Origin of the sequence: Algibacter luteus (assembly GCF_030344935.1) — a bacterium.
Classification (GTDB): Bacteria; Bacteroidota; Bacteroidia; order Flavobacteriales; family Flavobacteriaceae; genus Arenitalea; species Arenitalea lutea.
In genome coordinates, this window is record NZ_CP128313.1 from 1,880,683 (window position 1) to 1,904,917 (window position 24,235).

Here is a 24,235-nt window from a genome sequence, read left to right on the forward strand (position 1 = left end):
CTATGGAAGAGCATAAAAAAAGAATTTTATTAGTTGAAGACGATCCCAATTTTGGGACTGTTCTTAAGGATTATTTAATGATGAATGATTATGAAGTTACTCATGCTAAAAATGGTATGGAAGGCTTTGAAAAATTTAAGAAAGACGATTTCGATTTGTGCATCCTAGATGTTATGATGCCTTATAAAGATGGTTTTACACTGGCTAAAGAAATTCGAGAAAAAAATACGGATGTGCCTATTATTTTTTTAACTGCTAAAACAATGAAAGAAGATGTTTTAAAAGGTTATAAAGTGGGTGCAGATGATTATTTAAATAAGCCTTTTGATAGTGAGGTACTTTTAATGAAAATTAAAGCCATCATTCAAAGAAAAGCTACAGAAACCATTTCGGATAGTAAACAATTTGAATTTAAAATTGGTCGATTTGATTTAAATTCGAAATTACGATTCTTAAAATTTGATGGTGGTGATCCGGTAAAACTTTCACCAAAGGAAAACGAATTATTACGTTTGTTAGCACTACATGAAAATGATTTAATGCCTCGTGAATTAGCGTTGACTAAAATATGGCGTGATGATAATTATTTTACATCTCGTAGTATGGATGTATATATTGCAAAATTGCGTAAATATTTAAAGCCGGATGATAAAGTTGAAATACTTAATATTCACGGTGAAGGATTTAGACTTGTAGTAAATAGCTAGTAATCTTTACTTAATGATATAAAATCCAGCATACTGCTGGATTTTTTTATTTATTAAAACTTTCAAAATCGTTTATATCATAGGCATTTTGATAGGATTCTTCGTTAATGGAATTTCCTTCTGAAGAATCGTAATCTACTAAAATCTTCCAAACAGACTCTTCTTTTTTTAATATCACATGAAATTTGCCATAATAAGACTTTTCATTAGCTGTATTAGGATTTCGGGTTAATTTGTAAATACCACGCTCTGATGCTTTTTCGGTGCCACAAATACGCTCTAAAAACCTAAAGGAGATAATCTGCTTAAGACTTTTATCTTGCCAATAGGTTTTGTAAACTTCTATATATTCAGTCTTATTTTTAATTTTATGGCTATCGCCACTTACACGCGTTAAGTTTTCACAGTGTAAATCTGAAAATAACTGATAATCTAAAGTCTCAAAAGCCTTAGAGAAGTTTGCCCACAAATCATGATTAATAGCTTTTAATAAGTCTTCATTTTGAGAAAATGTATTACTTCCAATAAACAGAAATAGACATAGCAAAAAAGTTGTATTGTATTTCATCTTAACCTTGTTTAAAGGTTTAAGATATAAAATAAATTAGATACGTTTAATTAACCAATCTTTAAACTCATAAAAATTTTGAGGTGCCACACCATGACCCACAGGAAATTCTGAGTATTTATGTTTGATATTCAAACTATCTAATAATGGAGGTGTTAATCTTGCCCAATTTACAGGTATCACTTGGTCTGCACTACCGTGAGAACAATAAAAATCTAAGTTGGTGTAATCTTTGCTTTCAAGGTTTTCTGGTATAATATCTTTATTAATATAGCCACTAAGTGCTACTATATTTTTTACTTTTTCAGGATAAGTTAAGGCCACTGCATAACTCAGAATAGTTCCTTGACTGAAGCCTAAAAGCGTAACATTGTTTTTGTTAACAGGATATGTTGCCAAAGCTTCATTAATAAATGTAGCAATTAAATCTCTAGAAGCTATGGCTTCTTCATTATTACTCCATTTGCCTTTTTCTTCATCAAAATTAATGGCATACCAAGCATTGCCAAAAGGTTGCATTGGGTGAGGGGCTCTTACAGAGATGATAAATAATTCATCAGGTAATTCTGAAGCAAAAGAAAATAAATCGTTTTCATCACTACCATATCCGTGTAGCATGATGAGTAAAGGTGCGTTTGCAGTTAAACTAGATTCACGAACTAAGTGTTGTAAAGAAAGCGATGTGTTTATCATTTATGATCCTAAATTAGCAAAGATTTTTTGAAATAAATTACCTAGCAACGGTACGGGTTGTGATTTTCTTCCTATGGCATTCGATAACCCATAAATTATTAGCGTAAAAAAGAACACGTATACCGATGCTCTTAACATAAAAATATCAAAATTTCTAGTGATTGATAAGTTCACAACAATAAATGAAAGCCAAAGTCCTAAAGACTGCCTGATGTGAAAACTAGCAAAAGCACTTTTTTTATCTTCTTCATTATTTAAATAATAAGCTACAATGAATCCAATTATTGTAATGTAACTGATGATAGCATTTTTTCTTCCTCTAGAAATATCTTCCTCTGTCATAATCTATCAATTTAATACCGCTTTATTCTTTGCAATAATTCCATAAACTCTACCTTTTAAAGTTTCATTTTCAAAAATGGTGTTTTTAGATTTGGATATGATATTAGATTTAATAAACTCATATTTCTCATCAGGATTGAAAAGTGATATGTTTGCGGTATTACCTATCTGTATTGGCGTTTGTTCTAACCCAAATCTTGTTTTACCTTTGGTCAAAACTTCAATTGTTTTCTTTGTGGTAAAGATATTTTGCAGAGCACCGAACGCACTTTCTAAACCAATGGTTCCGTAATTTGCGTGATCAAACTCTATTTTTTTCTCCTCAATATCAATAGGTGAGTGGTCAGTAGTTACCATATCTATAGTGCCATCTTTCACGGCTTCAATTAAAGCCTCGATATCAGTCTGCGTTCTAAGAGGTGGCAATACTTTAAAGTTGGTATTAAAATCGGTTAAAACTTCATCCGTAAAGTAAAGATTATGTATGGCTACACTGCAGCTTACATTAAGTTTCTTCTTTTTGGCTTCGCGTACTAAAGCTACCGAAGTTGCGGTAGAAATTGTTGGAATATGTAATTTGCCACCAGTATATTCAAGCAAAAATAAATCTCGTGCAACTTGCAATTCTTCCGCTAGTGCAGGAATACCTTTAAGACCTTGTTTTGTGCTTGTAACATTTTCATTCATAACACCATGTCCTGCTATTTTATTTTCCTGTGGGAAAGAGCATACCAAACCATCAAAATTACTAGCATATTGCAACGCAATTTTCATTAAGTTTGGATTAGAAATAGGTTTTTTATAATCGTAAAAGGCTACGGCGCCTGCAGAACGCATATCGAATAGTTCTGCTAAATACTCACTTTTACTCCCTATGGTTAGGGCTCCAATTGGTAAAAGTTCAACAGCATTTTTATTTGCTTTTGATTTTAGAAAAGTAATATCAGAATTCGAATCAATTACCGGATTTGTATTCGAATTAACTGCAACTGCCGTAAAACCAGAGTGAGCAGCCGTTTTTAATCCGTTTTCAATGGTTTCGCGTTCTTCATATCCAGGTTCTCCAAAACTTACACTACTATCAAACCAACCTTGAGAAATATGTAAATTGTCGCGCTTAATTTCTTTGTAATTATTTGGATTTTTAATGCTTTTGGAAATCATTGTAATCACACCATTTTCAATTAATACATCTTGAGTTGAATTATGAAACTCGCTTTTGGAATCTATAATCGTGGCAGATTTTATAAGTATGTTCATTTAAAGAATTTTAAGATGAGCATTTCAATAATCAATAACGCTAGTGCAAAAATAACAAACCATTTCCATAGGGCGTTAACTTTTGTATCACTTTTTATAGTATCGAAAACTTCTGTTATAGAATTACTAACTGTTACTTGTTCTAGAGCAGAAAGGTCTTTGTAAGCTAATTGACTTTCATTTCTGCTATAGTTGTAACTCACATTTTTAATGATTTCGTTTTTGTTTTTTATTTGATATGTTCCCGAAACTGAAGGGTCTTCTAAAGTATTTATGACCACCTTATTGTTGAAATATTGCTGTTTTGGTATCATGCTAATGTCTTCTTTAACTAAAGAAAGCACTGCATCTTGTTGCATTTTTGTATCTACATCAAAAGCGTTTTCTTTACCTATGATGTAATAAAGTTCAGGTATTTTAAAGCTTTGTTTGGCAATATTATAAAGGGTTGGTACTATTAACGGTGAATTTTTAAAGCTAGAATTAACTTGATTTATTGAAGCCGTAAATAAGTAAACATTCTGTCTTTGACCTAAAAAGAGCTTCTCATCTTCATACTGTAAAACGGCAGATAAGTTTTTTGAGGCTAAAGTATAAAAACTATTCACCTTGGGGTATTGAAAGTTTTTAACTTGTTTTTCAAAAACACCATTATTATAAAGTGGATGTGCATAATTTATACTCGTTATTCTTTTTTCAGAATTAACTATTTCATTAAAACTTAGATTATAATTGGTTAAAAATGTATTGTAAGATTCGTTATTGTTTTTTATAGAAGGTATAATAACTAGGTTGCCACCTTGACGAATAAACTGCTTTAATGCCGCATTTAAGGCTAAAGGAATACTTTTCAATTCATTTAAAATAATGAGGTGCTGACTATCAATAAGATTGTAATTTAATGTATTTAGTTGTGCCGAAACATAATTAAATTCTGTTATGTTATAAATGCGTTTTAGGTATGAATCATCAGCATCATTAATACTTAAAACATTAATTTTTGAGGCTTCATTGATATTAAAATAAAGCGTATTATCAAACTGTAAACTGGCGTCATTAATTGTAATTTTTCCGTTAATCACATCATGGTTTGGTAAGGTGAAAATGGTTTCTGCTTTTTGCTCAATTTCTACTGATGTCTTTGCAATTAATTTATCATTATTAAACAAAGAAACTGGTAAGTTTTCAACTGAAACTCCGCTATTTTTTAACACTACTTTTAGCTCTAATAAGTCTGGATTAACTTTGGAAATAAAAACACTATCAATAGCAATGTTATTTTTATTGAGAGGGTTTAATTTTACAAAATTGATGTTAGTTGTTGAATCCGATAGAATATTTAAATTTGTGTTATCTTCTTGAAAATCAGAAATTAATATTACATTATTTAATGTATTAGTTTTATTTGATAAAAAGCTTTTGCATTTTAAATATGCCGCTTGCTTACTTAAATCGCTTGATGTGTAATTAAGCGTAAGTAACTCGTTTTTGATAGCTTTTATGCTGGTTTTTTTGAAAACTTTATCATTTGTAATCAATGTAATATTTTCGTTCTCTGATACGTTCGCAATCACATCTTGAATGGCCCGTTTAAACAGCTCACCTTGGTTGCCTTTGGTTTGCATACTGAACGAATTATCTAGATATATTACGGTTTCTTTTTCTTTCTTAAAACTGGTTGTTTTCGAAGTGAATGGTTGCGCAAATGCAAACACTAATGCTGCTAATAAAAACAAGCGGGTCAATAACACTAACAATTTTTTTATTTGCGAACTTTTACGTGTTTGCAAAGTAGCTTCTTTTAGAAAAGCGACATTTGTAAAATAAACTTTTTGGAACTTACGAAGTTGAAATAAATGAACAATAATAGGAATAAGCAGTAAAAATAAAGCGTAAAGAATTTCTGGGTGTTTAAACTGCATGGTTTATTCGATTGAGCAAATCTAGATAATTTTTTTCATTAACAAAAGAAAACATAATCCTCAATAGAGTTCAAATTTAATTTTAACAAATAATTCTTTATTTCTTGTTGTGACTTCTTGTTTGCCACTGTAATAATACTTTGTGCATTGTTAATAGTCTCTAAATAATCAAATGGCTTTAATATGTTGCCATAAATATCACGTCCAATTTTATTCGGGTTATCGCAAATCCACTCAAAAGGGATCTGCTTTTTAATCAGTGTTTTGGCAATAAATTTACCTTTGTTTCCAGCGCCCCAAATCACAAGTTTTTTCTTAGGATTATAGTCTAATTCTAAAAAGTAATCGAGTTTTAAAGGTATGAAATGATTTTCTGCATAATGTTCGTTTGTTCTTGAAGTTCGGTAACTATAATCTCGCCAATCGTGTAAAATGTCGTTACTAGGAATACAGGTATATTGATGTTTATAAAACCGAAAAGCTAAATCGTAATCTTCAGGATATCGTTTAGGATTAAAGGCATTACAAGCCATCAAGTCACTTCTGTGAATCATCCAGCAAGGTGATGGGATGACACATTCTTTATAAATTTCAGAATAATTATTTCCTTTTTCTGTAAGCTCGTTCAACCAAATCTCATAATTTTTATAACCTTCTTTAATGCCTTTTTCAGAAAAATAATTAACCTTACCAACGGCTAGGTGTCCTTTGCCATGAATTAATAGGTTTTTAGATAATATTTCCAATTTATTTAATCGCATAACATCATCACTATCCATTCTGGTGATGAATTCTCCAGAACTTTGATTAAAAGCCATCTTTAAAGCATCAATAATACCTTGTCCGCTGTTTTTCAAAAGCTTAATTCGGTCATCTTGTTTGGCGAAATTTTCAACAATAGAATAACTCATATCGGTTGAATGATCATCAGCAATAACTAACTCCCAATTGGTATAAGTTTGATTAATAATTGAGGTTAAGCAGTCGGCAATAAATTCCTCGGTATTTTTAAATGGAACTAGAATGCTTATTAAAGGTCTTTGCATATTGCGAATTTAACAAAACCTTAAGAAAGTACCCCGTAACATTGTGGTAATTTGGGCGTCAATTAAAAAACTATAAAAATCAAATTAATGAATACTAAAACACTATTTGCGTTATTTGTTGGAGTTGTGTTAGTTAGTTGTGGTACAACTAAGAATGTAAGCAACGATTTAGCGACGAGTTTACCCATTGAAACATCAATTAATCTTTCTAATATTGTTGATGATAAAGCACCAGTAACTATTAATCCAGGTCGTTTTACAACAGAAACTGTGACTTACAGATTGCCAAGAGTAGTACAAGGCACATATTCAGTAAGTGATTTTGGGAAATATGTAGACGATTTTAAGGCTATAGATTACGCTGGCAATGAATTACCTGTAAACAAAGTTGATACCAATTCTTGGACCATTACCAACGCTAAAGAATTAGACAAAATTACTTACTACGTAAACGATACTTACGATATTGAAACTAGCGGTGGTATTGGGAAAGACACGCCTTTTTCTCCTTCAGGAACAAACATAGAACCTAATAACTATGTGTTAAACTTACATGGTTTTATAGGGTATTTTGATTCATTAAAAAACAATCAGTATAAATTAGATGTTACGGCTTCAACAGATTTTATTAGAACATCTGCGTTACAAAATGTGAGTTCTAAAGTTAGTGAAGATGGAAAAACCACCACAACTAGTTACTTCGCACCTAGGTATTTTGATATAACTGATAACCCAATGATGTATGGGAATTTAGATGTTGAAGAATTTCAGGTAGGAGATATTAATATTGTTTTAAGTGTGTATTCTCCAAATAAAGTACATTCAGCTAAATCTCTTAAAGATGTAGTTTTTAAAATGATGAAAGCTCAAAAAGCATACTTAGGGGATATCAACTCTACACCTCGATACGATATCTATTTATATCTTTCTGAAGGAAAAGAAGACTCTCCAAAAGGGTTCGGAGCCTTAGAACATCATACTTCAACAGTAGTAGTATTGCCAGAATCTATGAATGATGACGCTATTGCAGAAGCCATGATAGACGTTGTATCTCATGAATTTTTCCATATTGTTACTCCATTAAGTGTGCACTCTGAAGACGTACACTTTTTTGATTATAACAATCCTACGTTTTCAAAACATTTATGGATGTACGAAGGCGTTACAGAGTATTTTGCAACCTTATTTCAAGTAGATCAGGGTCTTGTTGAAGAGAAAGATTTCTATAACAAAATAATGGAAAAAATAGAAAGTTCTAAGCGTTATAATGATGCTATGAGTTTTACCATTATGAGTGAAAACATCTTAAAAGATCCTTATAAAGATCAATACATAAATGTGTATCAAAAAGGAGCTTTAATAGGAATGTGCGTTGATATTTTAATGCGCGAAGGAAGTAATGGAAACAGAGGCATCCTTTCATTAATGAAAGAGTTGTCAAACAAATACGGCAAAAATAAACCATTTGAAGACGATAAGTTAATCGAGGAGATTACAGCAATGACTTACCCATCGGTTGGCGAATTTTTAAACACGCACGTTGTGGGTGATATTCCAATTAATTACAATGAGTTTTTCGCAAAAGTAGGATTAGAAATTGCCGAAGATTTAATAGAAGCTAATTACATTATCATTAACGGTGCGCCAATTGTTAGTGGCGACCCAACAATAGGTGTATTCTTTATAGACAGTGTTTTAGAAAACAGCTTCTGGAAAGAACAAGGTGCAATGCCAAACGATGTAATCAAGTCGGTTGATGGAGCAGAGGTTACACTACAAAATGCCAATAAAGTTTTAGGTGAAGTATTTAGCTGGAAACCTGGAAGAGATGTAGAGGTTGTTTTAGATCGCGATGGACAGGAAATTGTAATTAAAACTACGACAACTCAAGGTTACACCAAAGGAAAAGCTTTAAAAGTAAAAGAAAATGCTAACGAAGCACAGCATAAGCTTCGTGAGGCATGGTTAAAAGGCTAAATAAATTAGCACTTTCATAATTATATAAACGATTGATGGACTTATAAGTTTGTCGATCGTTTTTTTATAAGTGTTATAGGAAGTTATTTTTGGTATCTCTACTGTTTTATCTTCTTAAACAATCAGAATCCTTCAAAAACTCCGAGACCAAACAAGGCGAAATCATATTTTACAGGGTCTTTAGGGTCTAGTTTCCTTAGAGCATGATCTAGTTCAAAAAGGGCTTTCGCATCATTTTGTTTTCGTTTAAGTAATCCCAATTTTCTAGCAACGTTTCCAGAATGCACATCTAATGGACATGAAAGTTGGCTGGGAGCGATGCTTTTCCAAATACCAAAATCTACACCAGTATTATCATCTCTTACCATCCATCGTAAAAACATATTAATACGTTTGGCGGCAGAATTTTTTAACGGGTCGCTAATGTGTTTCTCTGTTCGTGGTAAATGGTCAATCTCAAAAAAAATACTTTTAAAATTTGAAATAGATTCTTGAAGTGTATCACTTTCAGAAGTAAAAACAGATTCTAAACCTCCATGATTATTGTAGATATGTTGTAAGGATTTTATAAACTGAATACAATCATGGCCATTAAACGTACGATGTACAAATTGCTCCAACTTTTCTAAATCGTTCACTTCATGATTCATCACAAAATCATAAGGAGAGTGGTCTAACAATTCCATTAATTTATTGGCATTGTTTATAATACTTTTTCGGTTTCCCCAGGCAATGGTTGCGGTTATAAATCCTGAAATCTCAATATCTTCTTTAATGCTAAATTGATGAGGAATTTGAATAGGATCGCTTTCAATAAAATTTGGGTTATTATATTGAATTACTTTTGCGTTTAGAAAGTCTTTGAGTTCTGCTTTTGTCAAAACAAGCTATTAATTATCTACTATTAGGCCGTCAACCATAGTGAGTTTTCTATCGGCCATATCTGCTAAATCTTCATTATGTGTAACGATAACGAAGGTTTGTCCAAACTCATCTCTTAATTTAAAAAATAAGTTGTGTAAATTTTCAGCAGATTCGCTATCTAAATTACCCGAAGGTTCATCTGCAAATATCAAATCCGGATTATTAATTAATGCTCTAGCAACGGCAACACGTTGTTGTTCACCACCAGAGAGTTCGTTTGGTTTGTGATTGTAACGATGCGATAACCCTAAAAAATCTAAAAGTTCTTTGGCTCGTTTTTCGGCATCAGATTTTTTTGTTCCTTTTATAAAAGCGGGTAAACAAACATTTTCTATGGCAGTAAACTCAGGTAACAATTGATGGAATTGAAAAATAAACCCAAGATGTTCATTTCTGAATTTAGCTAAGGTTTTATCTTTAAGCGTATTGATATTGGTGTTATTAATTACTAACTCAAAATCTTCATTTGTAGAAGCTTGATCTAAAGTTCCAAGAATGTGAAGTAGTGTTGTTTTTCCTGCACCAGAAGCACCAACAATCGAAACAATTTCGCCTTTTTTAATGGCAATATTTACACCTTTTAATACTTGTAAATTGCCGTAATATTTATGAATGTTTTTTGCTTGAATCATGTGTAAAAAATTCCAGCTGTGAATTTACTACTTTATACTGTGATGAACAATTAAGAACTGTTTTTGTTGCTGAAAACGTTTTTTATGTCATTATAGTCAATAAAATAAACTAATCGTAATGAAAAAGTATTTCGTTTTTCTTGGTCGAATAAACTATTCAAACTTTTAAAATAAGGATCTCTTGATTCATTGGATAAATTAAAAATTTGATTTCTATATAATGCTGTTAATTGGCTCCCTGGCGCAAATTGCCAAGTGTAGCTAAAATCTAAATTCCAAGTATTAAAATTGGCATCAGGGTTAAAATCGGCGTCGTTACCAATAGTTGTTTTGGTATGTGTGTTAGACACTAAAAGATTACCATTATCTTGTAGGTTATAAACTTTTTCATCATAAGTTACTCGACTTAGATAATTTCTAAAGCTAAGTGTAAGTGCATTGAAAGGGTTAAAGTTATAACTTCCAGAGATTCGAACGGTTGTTTCGATTCGATCACGCTGACCGAATATAATTTCATTTTCAACGTTTTGCCCGTTAATAAACCCTCTATCGGCTGTATAATCATCATAAGAATAGCCTAAAACCAAAAGAAATTTATCATTAAATTTAAAACGCGGATTTATACCATACCATATATTATTAAAGTTATCTCTTTCTTTATCAAAAAATCTGGCGTATCCAACATTAGCATCTATAGCAAAAAAGTTATTATAATTTGAAGAAAACCAGACATTGGATTGTGCATAATTTTTAGTTATAAAGTAGCTGTCAAACCCGTTTCTAGGTTCAAAATAATCATAGCGTTTATTAATGTTCCAATTACCGTTAATGCCGAAACCATGTAATTTTTTGTTAGTAGCATTAATATTAAAGCCTACGTTGGCTCCAGTAAATTCATTCGGGTTTGCTAATTGGTTGTAATTAAACCAGACACCAGTATAGAAATTATTTAGCTTTTTTGTTGGCTCGAAAATTCGGTAAGATACTTCTGCATTATAATTACTATAATTGTTTCTAAATAATATGCCTAAATCATTTATATCATAATTTTCATCGGCATAATTATAAACAAGACTATATCTTACTTTACCACTGTTCTTTCCAACACCAGCTTTAGCGCTATAACCGTTGTCTTTGTTGGCAACATCATTAAAGGTGCTCATTTTAATTTCGCCAATGGCGCCATAGGTGTTTTTCTTATTCACCAAATCAAGCAATAAACCTGTAACATTGGCATCTCTAAATTCGCCATTTCTAGTCACGTTGGTATTAATAAGTGTTACTGATGAGTTTTTATTAAACTGTTGGTCTAAGACCATAATATTATAGTTTGCTAAAGGTTCGGCTACAGCATTTCTTTTCGATTTAATAATTGTCTCTTCAGGTGTGTTTTCGTTTATGACTTCGGTTTTTTCAATGGTTACTTCGGTTTTTTCAGTTATAGCATTAAAAAAACCTATGCCCAAACCCTTTTTAGTTCTACCAGATATTTTTACTGCATTAAGTAACTGTACTTTATCAGGATAATTGGTAATTTCTTCATCATCATCAGTTGCAGGTCTACTTATAGGTCTACTACCAACTCGCCTAGTATAAAACAAATCTCCTTTATTAAATAAGTCTACACCTTCTGTAAAAAACTGACGTTGTTCACTAAATTGTTGCTCGAAAGGGCCAAGATTAAGAATCACATTATCAAATCCTGCTTGACTAAAATCTGGTATTAAAGTAGCATCTAAAGTAATATTCTCGGTAATGCCATATTTGAGATCTAAACCAGCAGCAAAATCAGTATCAGTTTCGCCATCAAATGTACTTATCAAGGCTGAAGAATAGGGGTAGAAACTTAATCTTGTAGGAGGTTTTATGTCTTTTAGTCCTTTTAATTCAGCATTATAAAGTCCGAAATTACCTTTTGTGACATCAATGGGATTCCATGTAAATTGAGACCTGGTTTTTCTGTAATGTCTATGGAATTGAATCCCCCAAGTTGGGTCGTCTTGCTGGGTAAAGCGAAGAGCTCTATAAGGTATTTTCACTTCTAAAACCCAACCGTTATCTACAACCTTAACGGCACTTTCCCAAACTGCATTCCATCCAAAATCTTCACCATTGCTAGGGCTTTCAACAGCATCAGCTTGCGTGCCTGTACTAAAAACAAAAAATTCGGTATTGTTTTGAGCGTCGTTATTTGGATTAAAAATAATACCAAAAAAATCCGACTGTCCAAAGTTATCTCGCTGGGTAAACTGGCGCATGATATCTTCTGGGTTATCATATAAATAAGCCGAAATGTAAATGGCGTTATCATCATAAGACATTTTCACTTCGGTGCGCTTTTCTTTTGTAGGTGATTTTCCAACGTCTGGTCTAAATTGAATAAAATCAGTAGCAACTTGCAAGTTGGACCAAAGACTTTCGTCAAGCACTCCGTCAATATTTGGCGCAGTTTCAGTTCGAGTTATTTGATATGTTTTTTTTGATTGAGCTTCTACTTTTAATAAAAAGCAGAGTAGCATTAAAATGAATATTGATTGTTTCATTATTTTGATTGATTGATTGATTGATGATGCGTTATTAGTCTGATAACTATAACAAAACTAATTTTGTTATCTTTTATTATTCATAATAAAAAGTTAAAAAATTGAATACGCGAATTAGATTATCAGTAGAAAATGTAATTTTTAGCTACCTTTAGTTTTATTTTTTTGACAAACACGCATTATGGCATACAAAAGCTTTGAAGAATACAATATGAAAATAACTGATGATGTTAAATCTAGATATGAAGACATCATAAAAGACTTAGGAGAAGACACTACAAGAGACGGACTTGTTAAAACACCAGAAAGAGCTGCAAAAGCGATGCAGTTTTTAACACAAGGCTACGACCAAGACCCTGTTGAAATTTTAAAAGAAGCCATGTTTAAAGAATCTTACAATGAAATGGTTATTGTTAAAGATATTGAGTTGTATTCGCTTTGTGAGCATCATATTTTACCTTTTTTTGGAAAAGCACATATAGCATACATTCCGAATGGGCAAATTGTTGGACTAAGTAAACTTCCGCGGATAGTTGATGTTTTTGCGCGTCGATTGCAAGTTCAAGAACGATTAACCGAACAAATTTTAGATTGTATAAATGATACATTAAAACCACAAGGTGTTGCGGTTGTTATTGAAGCTTCGCATATGTGTATGATGATGCGCGGTGTACAAAAACAAAACTCAATCACAACAACATCTGGTTTTAGAGGGCAATTTGAAAAAATTGAAACCAGAAATGAATTTTTAAAGCTTATAGGAAAATAAATCTGGTATGTTATTTGTTATATAACTATTAAAAAATAACTATGAATTTAGAAAACTTAAGTAAAAATAAAAAGCTTGCATTAAGTATTGTGTTTGATGCTATTGGAATGTTAACGGTATTCGATATTATTTGGGCACCAGCTTCAGGATATTTAATGAGCAAAATGTATAAAGGTACTAAAGGTAAAATTGCTGGAGTCGTGTCGTTTATAGAAGAAATTATACCTGGACTTGATATTATTCCAACCTTTACTATTATGTGGTTTTTAACCTATGTTTTTCAAAAAAAGGAGCAGGTTGTAGAGGTATAACCTTATCACTTTTTTTTTTCAGTTAAGGTATAGATAAGTTATACTTTGTCAACTCATTTTTTTGTATTTAAATTTAATAAAATGAACTCTAAAAACATATCGTTAAAAAGTAGTTTATAAATCCTTTTAAATATCTAAAAACAATTCTCTAATAACTATTTTAATTTTGTAAATTTGCCTGCGTTTATAAGCGCAACATGACAACTACTACAAAATACATATTTGTAACCGGCGGTGTTACATCATCACTAGGAAAAGGAATTATAGCAGCATCTCTTGCTAAATTACTACAAGCTCAAGGCTATAGAGTTACCATTCAAAAATTAGATCCTTACATTAACGTAGATCCAGGAACATTAAACCCTTATGAACATGGCGAATGTTATGTTACCGAGGATGGTGCAGAAACCGATTTGGATTTAGGTCATTATGAGCGTTTTTTAAACCGACCAACAAGTCAAGCCAATAATGTTACTACCGGAAGAATTTATCAAAGTGTTATTGAAAAGGAGCGTAGAGGTGAGTTTTTAGGTAAAACGGTTCAAGTAGTGCCGCATATTACCGATGAAATTAAAGAACGTGTTCAAATCTTAGGAAATTCTGGTAAGTATGATATCGTAATTACTGAAATTGGAGGAACAGTTGGTGACATTGAATCTCTACCATATATTGAAGCTGTTCGACAATTACGTTGGGATTTAGGTGAAAATAATGGTATAGTTATTCACTTAACCTTAGTACCTTATCTTTCTGCGGCAGGTGAACTAAAAACAAAACCGACCCAACACAGTGTTAAAACATTGATGGAAAGTGGAATTCAAGCAGATATATTAGTTTGTAGAACCGAGCATGATTTACCTAAAGAGTTGCGTAGAAAACTAGCACTGTTTTGTAATGTAAAAGAAAATGCAGTAATTCAATCTATAGACGCATCAACCATTTATGATGTACCAAATTTAATGCTTGAAGAAGGGTTAGATAAGGTGGTTCTTGATAAATTGAATTTAAAAAGCACGAAACCAGATATTGAACAATGGAATCAATTTGTACACCGTCATAAAAATCCTAAAACTGAAATCACTATTGGCTTAATTGGAAAGTATGTGGAGCTTCAAGATTCTTATAAATCCATTTTAGAAGCCTTTATTCATGCAGGAGCAGAAAATGAAGTGAAGGTTAATGTAGAATCTGTGCATTCTGAATATATTAATAAAGACAACGCCAAACTTAAATTAGCCCATTTAGATGGTGTTTTAGTTGCTCCAGGTTTTGGAGAGCGCGGAATTGATGGTAAAATAGATGCGGTGCAATATGTGCGAGAAAACAAAGTGCCCTTTTTAGGCATTTGTTTAGGCATGCAAATGGCGGTTATTGAATTTTCTAGAAATGTACTAGGAATTGCTGATGCAGATTCTACCGAAATGAATTTAAATACCAAAAATCCAGTTATTGGATTAATGGAAGACCAAAAGAATATTACCGATAAAGGTGGAACTATGCGTTTAGGTGCTTGGGCTTGCGATTTAAAATTGGGTAGTAAAGTAAGAGATATTTATAAGGCCGAAAGTATAACAGAACGTCACAGACACCGATACGAGTTTAATAGTGATTACAAAAAAAGAATTGAGGACGCAGGAATGATTGCTACAGGCTTAAACCCAGATACAGGATTAGTTGAAATTATCGAAATACCAGAACATCCTTGGTTTGTTGGTGTACAATATCACCCAGAATATAAAAGTACTGTTGCTAATCCACATCCACTTTTTGTGGCATTTGTAAAAGCTTCGTTGAATTACAAAAGAAAGAAAAATAATGCCACTATGGCACAAAAGTAAAATTGGATAGCTTATTGATAAGCTTGTGTTATTCCTGAATAATTAGGAATAGTTTTAAACGATACGAAAGAATAGATGGAAGAAAAGAAATTAGATCTCAATTCGATTATAGGCTTTGTGCTTATTTTTGCAATATTGGCTTATATGCTTTGGCAAAACCAGCCTACACCTGAAGAAATTGAAGCACAGGAAAAAGCTAAACAAGAGCAAGTTGAGGCTGAAAAAAAAGCTGATGTTGGTGAGCAAACACTTGTAACTACAGCCAACGACTATGCAGTTGGAGCCGATGCCGATTCACTTCAAGTAGTTCAGTTAAAAAATAAGTTAGGTGCTTTTGCTTATTCAGCATTACAATCTTCAGATCAAGAAACCGTGGTTGAAAGTGATTTATTAGCACTTAAATTTAATAACAAAGGTGGATATCTTTCCGAAGTTCGATTAAAACAATTTGTAGATTTTGATTCTATTCCTATTTATTTAATCAAAGATAATAATGCCTCTTTTAATATTAATTTCGGCACTACTGATAGTAGAATTTTAAATACTAAAGATTTGCCATTTGTACCAACAGTTACAAAAAATGCTGACGTTACAGTGGTTTCGATGAAACTTAAAGTTTCAGAAAATCAATTTTTAGAATATAGATACGAAATAAAAGATAACGATTACATGATCGATTTTGCTATTCGTTCTCAAGGTTTAAGTAACGTTATAAACAGTTCGCAGGCTATAAATTTAGACTGGAAGCTTAAAGGTTACAGACACGCCAAAAGTATTTCATATGAAAATAGATATACAGACATTCATTATGATTATGAAGACGGAAAAGCAGATTACACCAGAGATGGAGAAGATGTAATTGAAGATGTTACTTGGGTAGGCTATAAGCAACATTTCTTCTCTTCGGTTTTATTAACGGATAATCGTTTTAAAACAGTTAAAGTAAATACTGAGAATCTTGTAAAAGATGAGGCTATTGATACGGTTTACACCAAGCATTTTGCCACAACTATACCTTTAGAGTTGCAAGGTGGAGAATTAAATCAATCGATGGATTGGTACTACGGACCTAGTGATTTTAAAGTTTTAAATAAATACAATCGAAATCTAGATGAATTAGTACCATTTGGATGGGGTATTTTTGGTTGGATAAACCGCTATATTTTTATGCCTCTTTTTGGCTTCTTGGGCGGATATATGCCTTACGGAATTGCTATTGTGGTTATGACTATTTTGGTAAAAATCTTATTATCATTTGTGCAGTATAAGCAGTTTTTATCTCAGGCTAAAATGAAAATTTTAAAGCCAGAATTGGATGAAATTAGAGCGAAGTATAAAGACAACAAAATGAAAGCGCAGCAAGAAACTATGGCGCTTCAAACTAAAGCAGGTGCAAGCCCAATGGCAGGATGTTTACCGGCATTAATTCAATTACCAGTGTTTTATGCTTTATTTCAGTTTTTCCCTTCGGCGTTTGATTTAAGACAAAAATCATTCCTATGGGCAGACGATTTATCATCGTATGATGTTATTGCCAATTTACCGTTTAACATTCCATTTTACGGTAACCATGTTAGTTTGTTTCCAATTTTGGCCTCTATAGCTATTTTCTTTTACATGCGATTAACTACTGGTCAAAATATGCAAGCTCAACCGCAACAAGAAGGTATGCCAGATATGGCAAAAATGATGAAATATATGATGTATTTCTCACCTATCATGATGCTGTTTTTCTTTAACAACTATGCTTCTGGTTTAAGTTTATATTACTTTATTTCAAACCTAATTAGTATTGGAATTATATTAGTGATTAAAAACTTTATTCTTGATGAAGATAAAATTCATGCACAGATTCAAGAGAAGAAAAAGCAGCCTAAAAAAGAGAATCGTTTTCAGAAGAAAATGGCTGAAATGATGGAACAAGCTGAAAAACAAAAGCAAGCACAAAAGAAACGCAAATAGTAAATATAAACTGAAAACGTTTCAAAATAACATTTAAAACAAAAAGCTGTCAAGTTACAATCTGGCAGCTTTTTTGATATAACAAACTTATAAAACAATCGTTAACAAGATATAGTTTCCGCGAAAGCGAAATAATAAAAGAAATGAAGAGGATATTTAGTTTAATAGTTTTAACACTGACTTGCAATTTGGTTCTAGCACAGGATATAAATGCATTTGATGAAAACGGTAAACGTCATGGCTCTTGGAAAAAGAATTTTGATGGCACTAATATTACTAGATATGAAGGACAGTTTTATCATGGTAAAGAAATTGGCTTATTCAAGTTTTATAAAAATTATAAGAATAAAGCCATTTTAACAGCAACAAAACTGTTTAATGAAAATGATAATATCTCAGAAGTTAAATTTTTAGCATCAAACGGACGGATTATTAGTGAAGGTAAAATGAACGGTAAAATTTATATTGGTACTTGGAAATACTATCAAAAAAACTCAGATCAATTATTGACTGTTGAGTATTATAACGATGAAGGCTTATTGAATGGAGAGTGTTTTGTATACTATCCCAACGGTCAGGTAGCAGAAAAGAAAAGTTATATAAACGGTAAATTAAATGGAGTATCTATGTGGTATTCGGTAAAAGGTGTGGTTCTAAAATCTTTTATTTATGAAAATGATGAATTACATGGTGAAGCAAAATTTTATAATCCAAAAGGAGAGTTGGTAACTCAAGGGCAATATAAGCGTGGTAAGAAAGATGGTGTTTGGGAGAATTTTGAAAATGGAAAAAAAGTAACAGAAAAAGATTTCAGCTATAAACCTAAATACATAAAAAAAACGCCTTAATTTCTTAAGGCGCCTTTTTCATAGACAATTTTTAGTGGGAATAGACTAAAAGGATGTCTACATTCAACAAACCAAACTAAAATTATTCAGCAGCTGGTAGGATTACACGATCTATAACGTGCACCACACCATTGGTTCCTTGTATATTTATTAAACTTGTTACGATATTACTTGTTCTCGCGTTGGCATCTGTTAAAGTGAATACCGAAGCATCTGCAGTTATAGCTCCACCTAACGTACTTACTTCTCCACTTGCTAATTGGCTAGATAGAACGTTGGCATTAACAATGTGGTGTAATAATACAGCATCTACAGTCGAGGTCTCTAAATCTGTTAACGCATCAATTTCTAATTCCGCTAATAAGGCAGCAAATGCATCGTTTGTAGGTGCAAAAACTGTAAACGGTCCAGCATCTGATGTAGAAACTGTTTGAATGTATGGTACAGTTGGCATTCCTGTATCTGCATAGGCTAACGCTCCAACTAACGTTGATAACGCAGGATTAGTTGTAGCAAACGTCGCTATAGTAGGTAAATCAATTACCGTATCAATTACATGCACAATTCCGTTTGTAGTGCTAACATCAGCTATGGCTACTGAAGCTCCTCCGTTGAAAGAAACTCCCGAAGTACCATCATAATAGATACTTAATTTCGTTCCGTTTGGTCCGTCAGCTAAAGTGTTTGCATACCCTGTATTATCAATAAGTGCGGAAGATGGAATATTTGCACCGTCAATTACATGGTTCAATAAAATTTGTGTAAGTAACGCATTTGGTACTTCAGATAAGGAATTAAATCCTTTTTCAGCAAGAAAAGCTGAAAACGCGGCATTTGTTGGTGCTAAAACTGTTTTATCCCCTGATGCCGATAAAGCATCAACTAATCCAGCTTGCACTACAGCTTCAACCAATATACTTAAATCACTAACTGACTGTGCAGTTTCAACAATATTAAGTGGTTGTGGTGCAGGAGTACTGTTGTCATCATCATTACTACATGATGTAAATGCTATCATTAATACAATGATTAAGCTTAACTTTTCTAATAATTTTAAATTTTTCATAGTGTAAGGTTTTATTTTGTTTAACAAATATATAAAATAATTAAACAAACAAACAAGTTTTGTTCAATATATTTTAAAAAAAAATAAACAAAACTATTTTGATATAGTATTTTCGAATAGCCAAAAGCCCTTTAAATGTTACAATATTGTGTATCTTTGTACACTAATTTTTAAAGAATGAAACGCGTTATTATTGGGCTTTCTGGTGGTGTAGATTCAAGTGTTGCTGCTTATTTATTAAAGGAGCAAGGTTATGAGGTGATTGGCTTGTTTATGAAAAACTGGCATGATGATTCTGTGACTATTTCCAATGAGTGTCCATGGTTAGACGATAGCAATGATGCTATGTTAGTTGCAGAAAAATTAGGAATCCCTTTTCAAACAGTCGATTTAAGTGAGGAGTATAAAGAGCGTATAGTAGATTATATGTTCCATGAATACGAAAAAGGAAGAACACCAAACCCAGATGTACTATGTAATAGAGAGATTAAGTTTGATGTCTTCATGAAAATAGCATTAGAGCTTGGTGCAGATTACGTTGCTACGGGTCATTATTGCAGAAAAGGTGTTATTGAAAAAGATGGCAGTAAAGTTTATCAACTTTTAGCCGGGGTAGATGGTAATAAAGATCAATCGTATTTTTTGTGTCAATTATCGCAAGAGCAATTATCAAAAGCTTTATTTCCTATAGGTGAGTTAACTAAACCAGAAGTTAGAGAGATAGCTACAAAATTAGATTTGGTAACTGCAGAAAAAAAGGACTCCCAAGGCTTATGCTTTATTGGTAAAGTAAAGTTGCCAGATTTTCTTCAACAACAATTAAAACCTAAAGAAGGTATTATTGTTGAAATTCCGAAAGAGCAAGACATATATAAAGAAGATAGATTGTTATTTGATTCGGAAGAAGAAAAATTAAAACACTTATCTAGAAAAATAAATTATAAAGTTGATTATGGTAAAGTGGTTGGTAAACATCAAGGCGCCCATTATTTTACTAAAGGCCAACGGAAAGGATTATCGGTTGGTGGAACTGTTGAGCCATTATTTGTAATCGATACCGATGTTGAACAAAACGTTATCTATACAGGACAAGGTAAAGAGCATCCTGGATTATACAAAAAAGCGCTTTTCGTAGCTAATGAAGAGTTACATTGGATTCGCGAAGATTTGGCTTTACAAGTTGATCAAACAATGCAGGTAAAAGCGAGAATTCGTTATCGTCAACCATTAGCAAAAGCTACTTTGTATAAAGTGGATAGTGGTTTGTACGTTGAATTTGAAGAATTTCAATCAGCAATCACAGAAGGACAATTTGTTGCATGGTATATTGAAAATGAATTAATAGGTTCGGGAGTAATTTCATAACTTAGCATTGCTTAATCTTAGGTTATGAAAAAAGTGTTGCTGCTTCTGGTATTTTGTTGTTTCCATTACAATTTAATTGCGCAAATTGAAGATGCCTGGATTTACTTTGCTTACAAGGAAAATGTAGCTGCTTCAATAGCCAACCCCTTAAGTATTCTTACGCAAAAAGCAATAGATAGAAAAAATGCTCATGGCGTTGTTATTGACGACAGAGATGTACCCGTTAACGAAACCTATATTACGCAACTAAAAAATGCAACAGGAATCTCTGTTTTGGCAAAATCGAAATGGTTCAATGCTGTGCATGTGAGAGGCTCACAAACAGAAATTGAGTCTTTAACTAGTTTTACTTTTGTTTCAGTAATTGATTTTGCAGATAAAAATTTAAATGCGAAAAACACGAAAACGAAAACTAAACTAAACCATACCAAACTTTCGAAAGAAGAAAACAACTTTACAGTTTTCAATTACGGTGATGCAACCAACCAAATTGAAATGTTTAATGGTGATAAACTGCATCTAGCCGATTATACGGGAGACGGCATGACCATAGCAGTTTTAGATTCTGGTTTTCCAAACGTAGATAACATGACATCGTTTCAAAGATTAAGAAATGCAGGTAATATACTAGGAACTTATGATTTTGTTAACCGCGATATTGATGTTTACACAGGGACTACAAGTAGCCATGGTACTTGGGTTTTAAGTGATATGGCAGGTTACATTGAAAATAATTTTGTGGGTACAGCACCTGATGCTTCTTATTATCTATTTATAACTGAAGATGCCCCTAATGAAAATCCAGTAGAAGAAAGTTATTGGGTTGAAGCTGTTGAACGTGCGGACAGTTTAGGTGTTGATCTTGTTAATACATCATTAGGTTATACTACATATGACAATCCTAACTACAGTTATACCCAAGCCGATATGGATGGCAATACCGCTTTTATAAGTAAAGGTGCTAATATTGCATTTGAGAAAGGACTTTTATTAGTAACATCGGCTGGAAACTCTGGAAATACGTCTTGGGGCATTGTTAGTGCACCAGCTGATGCATCAGGTGCTTTTACCGTAGGAGCAGTTGATTTGAATGGTAATTATGCATCATTTAGCTCAAGAGGAAATGCGACACAGCCCAATCAAAAACCAGATGTTGTTGCTCAAGGTCAAGCAAGTTATGTAATAGGCACAAACGATGTCATTGGAACATTAAACGGAACCTCTTTTAGTTCACCCATTTTAGCAGGAGGGATAGCTTGTTTATGGCAAGCATTGCCAAACAAAACAAACGCTGAAATTATGCAACTGGTTCGTGAGTCTAGCTCTCAATTCACTTCACCAGATTATTTTTTAGGTTACGGTATTCCCAATCTTGAATGGGCTTTGAATACAACATTGGCTTTTAACACGGATCTTGCTGATAATTTTGATGTACAAATTTATCCTAATCCTGTAAGGGATAATCTTTTTATAAAACTACCTGATTTAGCTGAAAGCACTACTTTGAAAATTTACAACATTTTAGGAGAAGAAATTAATACTTATAATATTTCTGAAAGTATAAATGAAATTAGTACTGTTTCTTTGGCACAAGGACTATATATTGTAAAACTTACTAGTAAAACGTTTTCAAAATCTGTTAAACTTATAAAACAATAATGTCGAATAGAATTACCAAACTTTTTAATATAAAATATCCAATTGTTCAAGCGGGCATGATATGGAATAGTGGTTGGAGACTAGCGTCCGCATCTAGCAATTCTGGTATTCTTGGACTCATTGGTGCAGGTTCTATGTATCCTGATGTATTGCGAGAACATATTATTAAATGTAAAAAAGCAACAAATAAACCTTTTGGAGTCAATGTACCAATGCTCTATCCTAATATACAGGAAATCATGGATATCATTGTAGAGGAAGATGTAAAAATAGTATTTACCTCGGCAGGCAACCCTAAAACTTGGACCTCTTGGTTAAAAGAACGCGGTATTACTGTTGTGCATGTTGTAAGCAGTGTAAAATTTGCATTGAAAGCTCAGGAAGCTGGAGTTGATGCTATTGTTGCTGAAGGTTTTGAAGCTGGCGGACATAACGGTAGAGATGAAACTACTACACTAACATTAATACCAATGGTAAAAGAGCAAATACATATTCCTTTAATAGCTGCAGGTGGCATTGCAACAGGTAGAGCGATGTTAGCCACTATGATTTTAGGTGCCGATGGTGTTCAAATAGGGAGTAGGTTTGTGGCTAGTGAGGAAAGTTCGGCACATACAGCATTTAAACAAGTCGTTGTTGATGCCAAAGAAGGCGATACCCAATTAACTTTAAAAGAATTAGCTCCCGTTAGATTAATAAAGAATAAGTTTTATAGAGATATTGAAGCACTTTACAAATCTGGTGCAACGCCAGAGCAACTTAAAGACTTATTGGGTAGGGCAAGAGCAAAACGCGGTATGTTTGAAGGCGATTTAGAAGAAGGCGAATTAGAAATAGGCCAGATTTCAGGGCTGATACACGATATACAACCTGTCCATCAGATTGTTGAAGAAATAATGCAGGAATTTGAGAATGCAAAGTCGAATATTCAACAACTCTAATAGAATAGTTTAAAATAACTTATGAAATTAAAAAAAACATTTATATATAAACTTATTAATAGAATATATCAGATAAAATGGGTTCCCAAATGGATTTATTTATTAGGACCCATTCAATTCATATCATTATTGTTTAAAAACAAATTTAAAAAGCAGCACCTTATTGCGCTTAATGTTAAAGGTTATAATAATCCAATATATCTCAGAGCCAACACAAGTGATTTTAAAATATTTAAGCAAATTTTTCTTGAAGAAGATCATAATATTGATATTGATTTTCCTGTAAAGTCAATTATTGATGCAGGATCTAATTGTGGTTATTCTGTACTTTATTTTGCTAAGAAATTTGAAAACGCACTAATTATCGCAGTAGAGCCTGATGAATCAAATTTTAATATGATTAAGAAAAACACATCTGCTTATAATAACGTAAAAGGTATTCATGGGGGTGTATGGAGTAAAACATCTCATTTATCTATTAGAAATAAGAAAGCAGGAAAGTGGGCGTTTCAAGTTCAAGAAGTTAGTCAAGATGAAGGTGAGTTTAAAGGCTATTCGATAAATGATATAATGAAATTGTATCAATTAGATTCGATAGATTTTTTGAAAATTGATATAGAAGGTTCTGAGAAAATTGTTTTTACTGAAAACTACAGTGATTGGTTATCAAAAACTAAATATGGCATTGTAGAATTACATGAAATGTATTCAAAAGGTGTCACTGAATTTATTGATACTAAATTAAAAGAGCATAATTTTAGTACAGTAAAACAAGGTGAAAATTTAATATTTCATCATTAATGATGAATTGAATATAGAATTAAAAAGGAGGAAATTTATTTCCTCCTTTTTGTTTAGAAAC

General features: G+C 32.4%; 21 protein-coding genes. 11 read left to right on the forward strand and 10 right to left on the reverse strand.

Features of this window, described 5'->3' with window-relative positions; all coding sequences use genetic code 11:
* The first annotated feature begins 2 nt into the window (after positions 1 to 2).
* The gene (locus O5O44_RS07845) at positions 3 to 707 is read left to right on the forward strand and encodes a response regulator transcription factor (protein ID WP_019386591.1); all 705 of its coding nucleotides are present in this window, start codon (positions 3 to 5) and stop codon (positions 705 to 707) included.
* Between the two features lie 46 nt (positions 708 to 753).
* On the opposite strand, the gene O5O44_RS07850 is transcribed toward O5O44_RS07845, so the two are convergent.
* The 6 genes from O5O44_RS07850 to O5O44_RS07875 are packed head-to-tail and all read right to left on the reverse strand — an operon-like array spanning position 754 to position 6,538.
* A complete protein-coding gene (locus O5O44_RS07850; protein ID WP_289193821.1) occupies positions 754 to 1,275 on the reverse strand; it encodes a hypothetical protein in 522 nt (173 codons plus the stop codon).
* Between the two features lie 36 nt (positions 1,276 to 1,311).
* The gene (locus tag O5O44_RS07855) at positions 1,312 to 1,968 is read right to left on the reverse strand and encodes an alpha/beta hydrolase (RefSeq protein WP_289193822.1); all 657 of its coding nucleotides are present in this window, start codon (positions 1,966 to 1,968) and stop codon (positions 1,312 to 1,314) included.
* The gene (locus O5O44_RS07860) at positions 1,969 to 2,310 is read right to left on the reverse strand and encodes a hypothetical protein (protein ID WP_019386588.1); all 342 of its coding nucleotides are present in this window, start codon (positions 2,308 to 2,310) and stop codon (positions 1,969 to 1,971) included.
* Between the two features lie 6 nt (positions 2,311 to 2,316).
* Positions 2,317 to 3,570, reverse strand: a complete 1,254-nt coding sequence (locus tag O5O44_RS07865) for a dihydroorotase (protein ID WP_289193823.1) — start codon at positions 3,568 to 3,570, stop codon at positions 2,317 to 2,319.
* Positions 3,567 to 5,492: a BatA domain-containing protein gene (locus O5O44_RS07870; protein WP_289193824.1), complete on the reverse strand. Its 1,926-nt coding sequence runs from the start codon at positions 5,490 to 5,492 to the stop codon at positions 3,567 to 3,569. The genes O5O44_RS07865 and O5O44_RS07870 overlap by 4 nt, the downstream gene beginning before the upstream one ends.
* A 38-nt stretch (positions 5,493 to 5,530) precedes the next feature.
* Positions 5,531 to 6,538, reverse strand: a complete 1,008-nt coding sequence (locus tag O5O44_RS07875; RefSeq protein WP_289193825.1) for a glycosyltransferase family 2 protein — start codon at positions 6,536 to 6,538, stop codon at positions 5,531 to 5,533.
* An 87-nt stretch (positions 6,539 to 6,625) separates the two neighbouring features.
* Between O5O44_RS07875 and O5O44_RS07880 the strand changes: the two genes are divergently transcribed.
* Positions 6,626 to 8,515: a M61 family metallopeptidase gene (locus O5O44_RS07880; protein ID WP_289193826.1), complete on the forward strand. Its 1,890-nt coding sequence runs from the start codon at positions 6,626 to 6,628 to the stop codon at positions 8,513 to 8,515.
* Positions 8,516 to 8,637: 122 nt separating this feature from the next.
* Here O5O44_RS07880 and O5O44_RS07885 read toward each other — a convergent pair whose 3' ends face one another.
* Genes O5O44_RS07885 through O5O44_RS07895 form a run of 3 tightly spaced genes read right to left on the reverse strand, consistent with a single transcriptional unit; the run spans position 8,638 to position 12,614 of the window.
* Entirely contained in the window at positions 8,638 to 9,396 is a 759-nt protein-coding gene (locus O5O44_RS07885) for a TIGR02757 family protein (RefSeq protein ID WP_289193827.1), read from the reverse strand.
* Positions 9,397 to 9,405: 9 nt separating this feature from the next.
* Complete coding sequence (locus tag O5O44_RS07890; protein ID WP_019386582.1) at positions 9,406 to 10,071, reverse strand: ABC transporter ATP-binding protein; 666 nt, start codon at positions 10,069 to 10,071, stop codon at positions 9,406 to 9,408.
* Positions 10,072 to 10,121: 50 nt separating this feature from the next.
* A complete protein-coding gene (locus tag O5O44_RS07895; protein ID WP_289193828.1) occupies positions 10,122 to 12,614 on the reverse strand; it encodes a DUF5916 domain-containing protein in 2,493 nt (830 codons plus the stop codon).
* Between the two features lie 181 nt (positions 12,615 to 12,795).
* Between O5O44_RS07895 and folE the strand changes: the two genes are divergently transcribed.
* The 5 genes from folE to O5O44_RS07920 all read left to right on the forward strand — a co-directional run bounded on the left by folE (position 12,796) and on the right by O5O44_RS07920 (position 18,342).
* Positions 12,796 to 13,383 (forward strand): GTP cyclohydrolase I FolE, encoded by a 588-nt coding sequence (gene folE, locus O5O44_RS07900; RefSeq protein ID WP_019386580.1) that lies wholly within the window; start codon positions 12,796 to 12,798, stop codon positions 13,381 to 13,383.
* A 41-nt stretch (positions 13,384 to 13,424) separates the two neighbouring features.
* Positions 13,425 to 13,694, forward strand: a complete 270-nt coding sequence (locus O5O44_RS07905; protein WP_019386579.1) for a hypothetical protein — start codon at positions 13,425 to 13,427, stop codon at positions 13,692 to 13,694.
* A gap of 197 nt (positions 13,695 to 13,891) precedes the next feature.
* Entirely contained in the window at positions 13,892 to 15,532 is a 1,641-nt protein-coding gene (gene pyrG, locus O5O44_RS07910) for a CTP synthase (RefSeq protein ID WP_289193830.1), read from the forward strand.
* A 75-nt stretch (positions 15,533 to 15,607) separates the two neighbouring features.
* Positions 15,608 to 17,494 carry a membrane protein insertase YidC gene (gene yidC, locus O5O44_RS07915; protein WP_289193831.1) on the forward strand — a complete coding sequence of 629 codons (1,887 nt, stop codon included), beginning with the start codon at positions 15,608 to 15,610 and terminating at the stop codon, positions 17,492 to 17,494.
* Between the two features lie 143 nt (positions 17,495 to 17,637).
* Positions 17,638 to 18,342 carry a toxin-antitoxin system YwqK family antitoxin gene (locus O5O44_RS07920; protein ID WP_289193832.1) on the forward strand — a complete coding sequence of 235 codons (705 nt, stop codon included), beginning with the start codon at positions 17,638 to 17,640 and terminating at the stop codon, positions 18,340 to 18,342.
* A gap of 82 nt (positions 18,343 to 18,424) precedes the next feature.
* On the opposite strand, the gene O5O44_RS07925 is transcribed toward O5O44_RS07920, so the two are convergent.
* The gene (locus O5O44_RS07925) at positions 18,425 to 19,408 is read right to left on the reverse strand and encodes a fasciclin domain-containing protein (protein ID WP_289193833.1); all 984 of its coding nucleotides are present in this window, start codon (positions 19,406 to 19,408) and stop codon (positions 18,425 to 18,427) included.
* A 177-nt stretch (positions 19,409 to 19,585) separates the two neighbouring features.
* Between O5O44_RS07925 and mnmA the strand changes: the two genes are divergently transcribed.
* The 4 genes from mnmA to O5O44_RS07945 are packed head-to-tail and all read left to right on the forward strand — an operon-like array spanning position 19,586 to position 24,174.
* Positions 19,586 to 20,773, forward strand: a complete 1,188-nt coding sequence (gene mnmA, locus O5O44_RS07930) for a tRNA 2-thiouridine(34) synthase MnmA (protein WP_289193834.1) — start codon at positions 19,586 to 19,588, stop codon at positions 20,771 to 20,773.
* A gap of 24 nt (positions 20,774 to 20,797) precedes the next feature.
* Positions 20,798 to 22,432: a S8 family serine peptidase gene (locus O5O44_RS07935; protein WP_289193835.1), complete on the forward strand. Its 1,635-nt coding sequence runs from the start codon at positions 20,798 to 20,800 to the stop codon at positions 22,430 to 22,432.
* Positions 22,432 to 23,373, forward strand: coding sequence for an NAD(P)H-dependent flavin oxidoreductase (locus O5O44_RS07940; protein ID WP_289193836.1), 942 nt, complete (start codon positions 22,432 to 22,434; stop codon positions 23,371 to 23,373). The genes O5O44_RS07935 and O5O44_RS07940 overlap by 1 nt, the downstream gene beginning before the upstream one ends.
* Before the next feature lie 21 nt (positions 23,374 to 23,394).
* A complete protein-coding gene (locus O5O44_RS07945) occupies positions 23,395 to 24,174 on the forward strand; it encodes an FkbM family methyltransferase (protein ID WP_289193837.1) in 780 nt (259 codons plus the stop codon).
* Positions 24,175 to 24,235 lie beyond the last annotated feature (61 nt).

Excerpts from the sequence above, each read along its gene's own strand:
- O5O44_RS07845 (WP_019386591.1), top strand. The coding sequence starts at position 3 with ATGGAAGAGCATAAAAAAAGAATTTTATTAGTTGAAGACGATCCCAAT.
- O5O44_RS07850 (WP_289193821.1), bottom strand. The coding sequence starts at position 1,275 with ATGAAATACAATACAACTTTTTTGCTATGTCTATTTCTGTTTATTGGA.
- O5O44_RS07855 (WP_289193822.1), bottom strand. The coding sequence starts at position 1,968 with ATGATAAACACATCGCTTTCTTTACAACACTTAGTTCGTGAATCTAGT.
- O5O44_RS07860 (WP_019386588.1), bottom strand. The coding sequence starts at position 2,310 with ATGACAGAGGAAGATATTTCTAGAGGAAGAAAAAATGCTATCATCAGT.
- O5O44_RS07865 (WP_289193823.1), bottom strand. The coding sequence starts at position 3,570 with ATGAACATACTTATAAAATCTGCCACGATTATAGATTCCAAAAGCGAG.
- O5O44_RS07870 (WP_289193824.1), bottom strand. The coding sequence starts at position 5,492 with ATGCAGTTTAAACACCCAGAAATTCTTTACGCTTTATTTTTACTGCTT.
- O5O44_RS07875 (WP_289193825.1), bottom strand. The coding sequence starts at position 6,538 with ATGCAAAGACCTTTAATAAGCATTCTAGTTCCATTTAAAAATACCGAG.
- O5O44_RS07880 (WP_289193826.1), top strand. The coding sequence starts at position 6,626 with ATGAATACTAAAACACTATTTGCGTTATTTGTTGGAGTTGTGTTAGTT.
- O5O44_RS07890 (WP_019386582.1), bottom strand. The coding sequence starts at position 10,071 with ATGATTCAAGCAAAAAACATTCATAAATATTACGGCAATTTACAAGTA.
- O5O44_RS07895 (WP_289193828.1), bottom strand. The coding sequence starts at position 12,614 with ATGAAACAATCAATATTCATTTTAATGCTACTCTGCTTTTTATTAAAA.
- folE (WP_019386580.1), top strand. The coding sequence starts at position 12,796 with ATGGCATACAAAAGCTTTGAAGAATACAATATGAAAATAACTGATGAT.
- O5O44_RS07905 (WP_019386579.1), top strand. The coding sequence starts at position 13,425 with ATGAATTTAGAAAACTTAAGTAAAAATAAAAAGCTTGCATTAAGTATT.
- pyrG (WP_289193830.1), top strand. The coding sequence starts at position 13,892 with ATGACAACTACTACAAAATACATATTTGTAACCGGCGGTGTTACATCA.
- yidC (WP_289193831.1), top strand. The coding sequence starts at position 15,608 with ATGGAAGAAAAGAAATTAGATCTCAATTCGATTATAGGCTTTGTGCTT.
- O5O44_RS07920 (WP_289193832.1), top strand. The coding sequence starts at position 17,638 with ATGAAGAGGATATTTAGTTTAATAGTTTTAACACTGACTTGCAATTTG.
- O5O44_RS07925 (WP_289193833.1), bottom strand. The coding sequence starts at position 19,408 with ATGAAAAATTTAAAATTATTAGAAAAGTTAAGCTTAATCATTGTATTA.
- mnmA (WP_289193834.1), top strand. The coding sequence starts at position 19,586 with ATGAAACGCGTTATTATTGGGCTTTCTGGTGGTGTAGATTCAAGTGTT.
- O5O44_RS07935 (WP_289193835.1), top strand. The coding sequence starts at position 20,798 with ATGAAAAAAGTGTTGCTGCTTCTGGTATTTTGTTGTTTCCATTACAAT.
- O5O44_RS07940 (WP_289193836.1), top strand. The coding sequence starts at position 22,432 with ATGTCGAATAGAATTACCAAACTTTTTAATATAAAATATCCAATTGTT.
- O5O44_RS07945 (WP_289193837.1), top strand. The coding sequence starts at position 23,395 with ATGAAATTAAAAAAAACATTTATATATAAACTTATTAATAGAATATAT.